Annotated in this window: 3 protein-coding genes and 1 pseudogene; 1 reads left to right on the top strand and 3 read right to left on the bottom strand. The window is 74.1% G+C overall.

Annotation, left to right across the window (positions count from 1 at the left end; all coding sequences use genetic code 11):
• Positions 1-949 (bottom strand): phenylacetate--CoA ligase family protein (locus ACFVXK_RS37600; RefSeq protein WP_389621573.1); only part of this gene is annotated, 949 nt, incomplete at its 3' end.
• A gap of 266 nt (positions 950-1,215) precedes the next feature.
• Positions 1,216-1,692 (bottom strand): tRNA adenosine deaminase-associated protein, encoded by a 477-nt coding sequence (locus tag ACFVXK_RS37595; RefSeq protein ID WP_389621570.1) that lies wholly within the window; start codon positions 1,690-1,692, stop codon positions 1,216-1,218.
• A gap of 164 nt (positions 1,693-1,856) precedes the next feature.
• On the opposite strand from ACFVXK_RS37595, the gene ACFVXK_RS37590 reads away from it, so the two are divergent.
• On the top strand, positions 1,857-3,221 hold the full coding sequence (locus tag ACFVXK_RS37590; RefSeq protein ID WP_389621567.1) for an NAD(P)/FAD-dependent oxidoreductase: 1,365 nt from the start codon (positions 1,857-1,859) through the stop codon (positions 3,219-3,221).
• Positions 3,222-3,253: 32 nt separating this feature from the next.
• On the opposite strand, the pseudogene ACFVXK_RS37585 reads toward ACFVXK_RS37590, so the two are convergent.
• Positions 3,254-3,494 (bottom strand): annotated as a pseudogene (locus tag ACFVXK_RS37585) (MFS transporter); the annotation flags it as partial.

Here is a 3,494-nt window from a genome sequence, read left to right as displayed (position 1 = left end):
GGGTGTGGACGGAGACGGGCCCCACCCGCACGCCCTCCTCGGCGCGGCCGAGTATCCGGAAGTGCCCGGGCCCCGTGCCGGTCCACTCGGCCCGGTCGCCCGCGGGGTAGCGGATGACCGGCATGAGGCGGCGGAAGAGGCTGGTGACCACGACCCGGCCGGGCCGGCCCGGCTCGGTGACGGGCTCACCGGTGCAGTCGTCGAGGATCTCGACGACCGAGTACGGGGTGAAGGGGCGGTGCACGCGGGTGTCGGGGCCGGGGACGGGACGGCCGAGCAGGCCGGCGTCGACGCTGGCGTATCCGACGGAGCGGGCCTCGGCGCGCGGGAACGCGGTGGCCAGCAGGCGCCGCTGGTCGTCGAAGAGGGCCTCGCCGCCGAACAGCAGCAGCTCCACCGCGTCGAGCCGGACACCGGACGAGACGACCTGCTCGGCGAGCCGGCACAGGGTGGTCGGCGTTCCGGCGACCACCTGGGCCCCGAGGTCGCGCAGGGTGGGGATCGTCGACTCCGGCGGCGCGCCGCCGCCGACGGGCAGGCGGACGTTGTCCACGGGCGCGTGGGCGAGGGAGTCGAGGACGAAGAGGAAGCTGGCGTACAGCTCCCCGGCGTAGAAGAGGTCGGCGACGCGGTGTCCCGGGCGCAGGCCCGCGTCCACCAGCCCCTGGCCGAAGGCGGTGACGAACGTGCGCCACTCGTCGCGCGTGTAGACGGAGAACTTGGGCGACCCGGTGGTGCCGCCGGTCTGGTAGACCGTGGCCTCGCTGAGCGGGCCGGTCAGTACGCGGTTGTCGTGCGGGGTGTTGGCCGCCCAGAACGCCTGCTGGTCGACCACCGGCAGGTCGGTGAGGCGGTCGGTGTCCGGCGGCAGGGACGCGTAGAGGTCCCGGTAGAAGGGTGAGTTGTGACGGGCGAAACGTATGAGGTCCGAGAGCTGCTGGGCGGACATGGGCCTTTGCCTAGGTGACGGATCGGTAGGGAAGCCGCGGCTCTGCGCGGCGCGAGCGGGCACGCTCCGGCCGGACCGGTCGGTACCGGCCTGGGAGCAGGGGGACCCCCCGGTACCCCCACCCGCTCGACGGGCGCCAGGACATGACGCTCAGTCACGATGATGAAACATCAGTGCGTCGATCACCAAATTGGGAAAATATTTTCGGCCAGCAGGGCCTTGACAAAAAGATTTTCCGCTCAACTAAAGGGAGTTCGGTTACGGCCCTACCGCCGGGCCGCCTCGAACTCGGCCCCGAAACCCGCCTGCTCGGCCAGGCTCCGCAGCTGGTCGTCGGGCACGGCGCCGGTCCGCAGGAGGGCGGCCATGTCGGCCGGCCCGATCCCGGCGTCGCCCAGGATGCCCAGGGCGCCGGCCGGTGAAGGCCCGGTCGTGTCCCGCCCCGGCGCGCCGGCGCTGAGGACGTCCAGGACCTCGGCGGCGAGCGTGTGCTGCTCGGCGGCCCGGGTGTCCGACAGCATCAGGTCCGTTCCGGCCGCCGTGGGGCGCACGACCAGGAAGAACGCCTCGTCCGCGTTGAAGAACCCGAACACTGCGTCCGCGTCGTCGGTCCCCGCCCCGCGCACCGCGCCGATCGCCTCGTCGAGCCCGGTCAGCGCGGTGCGCTGCAGCCGGACGCACTCCCAGCCGCCGCCCCGGCGGACGGCGGCGACGGCGTAGCGGTGGTTCACGTGTTCTCTCACACCCCCACACCTGCCCGGCCCGCCGCCCGGTCAGCCGCGCTGCCCCCGGGCATAGCCCGCACGGAGCAGCCGCCCCCGTCCGGGACCACCTCGGACCCGTTCCGTTCCGCCTCCGGTGGGCAGGCGAGGGGGAGACCTGCCAGGCCCGAGAAGGGACGGACACCGTGGAACGACCGAGGATCCTCGTGGTGGGAGCCGGATTCGCCGGGGTGGAGTGCATCCGCCGGCTGGAGCGGAGGCTGGCCCCCGCCGAGGCGGACATCGCCCTGGTCACCCCCGACTCCTACCAGCTCTACCTCCCGTTGCTCCCCCAGGTGGCGTCCGGAGTGCTCACCCCGCAGTCCGTCGCCGTCTCCCTGCGGCGCAGCAGCCGCCACCGCACCCGGATCATTCCCGGCGGCGCCGTGGGCGTGGACACCCGCGCCAAGGTCTGCGTCATCCGCAAGATCACCGGCGAGCTGACGGACCAGCCCTACGACCATCTGGTGCTGGCTCCCGGCAGCATCACCCGCACCTTCGACATCCCCGGCCTCACCGAGCACGCCCGGGGCATGAAGACCCTCGCCGAGGCCACCCATCTGCGCGACCACGTCATCTCCCAGCTGGACCTGGCCGACGCGAGCGAGGACGAGGCGGAACGCGCCTCACGGCTGTGCTTCGTCGTGGTCGGCGGCGGGTACGCCGGCACCGAGACGGCGGCCTGCCTGCAACGGCTCACCCACCACGCCGTCAAGCGCTACCCCCGGCTGGACCACCGCCGGATCAGCTGGCACCTCCTGGACCTCGCACCCCGGCTGATGCCCGAACTCGGCGACTCCCTGGGCCGGACCGCCCTGGACGTCCTGCGCCGCCGCGGCATCCGGGTCTCCCTCGGCGTCAGCGTCGCCAAGGCGGGCCCCACGGAGGTGACGCTCACCGACGGCCGGGTGCTGCCCAGCAGGACCCTCATCTGGACGGCGGGGGTGGCGGCCAGCCCCCTGATCGGCACGCTCGGCACGGAAACCGTCCGCGGCAGGCTGCTGGTGACGCCCGAGATGACGGTGCCGGGCGCGCCCGGGGTCTTCGCGCTGGGGGACGCCGCGGCCGTCCCCGACCTCGCCGCCGGGCAGGAGGGCGCCGTCTGTCCGCCCACCGCACAGCACGCCCTGCGTCAGGGCCGCACCCTCGCGGACAACCTGGTCGCGACGCTGCGCCACCGGCCGCTGCGCCCGTACGCGCACAAGGACCTGGGACTCGTCGTCGACCTGGGCGGCACCGACGCGGTGTCCAAGCCGCTGGGCATCCCGCTGCGCGGCCTCCCGGCCCAGGCCGTGGCCCGCGGCTACCACTGGTCCGCGCTGCGCACCAACGTCGCCAAGACGCGCGTCCTGACCAACTGGCTGCTCAACGCCGTGGCCGGGGACGACTTCGTGCGGATGGGCCTGAGGGCGGGCAAGCCGCCGACGCTGCGGGAGTTCGAGCACGGCGACGACTACCTGACCCCCGAGCAGGTACGCGCCCGCACGGCGGCGCCCCGCGCCGCCGACTGAGGGGTACGGGGGCACGGGGCGTGGGGCCCGCGTCACGAGGCGTCGAGCACACCCTCCCGGGCGGGCTCCCCGGCCGCCGGGGCGACGGCGCGCAGCGCCGCCTCGACCCGGCGGTTGCCGGTCATGGTCGCGGTGACGGCCGTCATCGACAGGAGGAGGGCGGCGGCGGTGTAGAGCGGGGTGCGGACGTCGTAGGCGGTGGCCAGCCAGCCGCCGAGGAAGGCGCCGAACGGGGCGGCGCACATGGCGAGCATCCGGGAGGTGGAGGCGACC

The organism is Streptomyces sp. NPDC058157, from assembly GCF_042884105.1.
In the GTDB taxonomy this organism is placed as follows: domain Bacteria; phylum Actinomycetota; class Actinomycetes; order Streptomycetales; family Streptomycetaceae; genus Streptomyces.
This window is presented reverse-complemented; position numbering and strand designations above follow the sequence as displayed.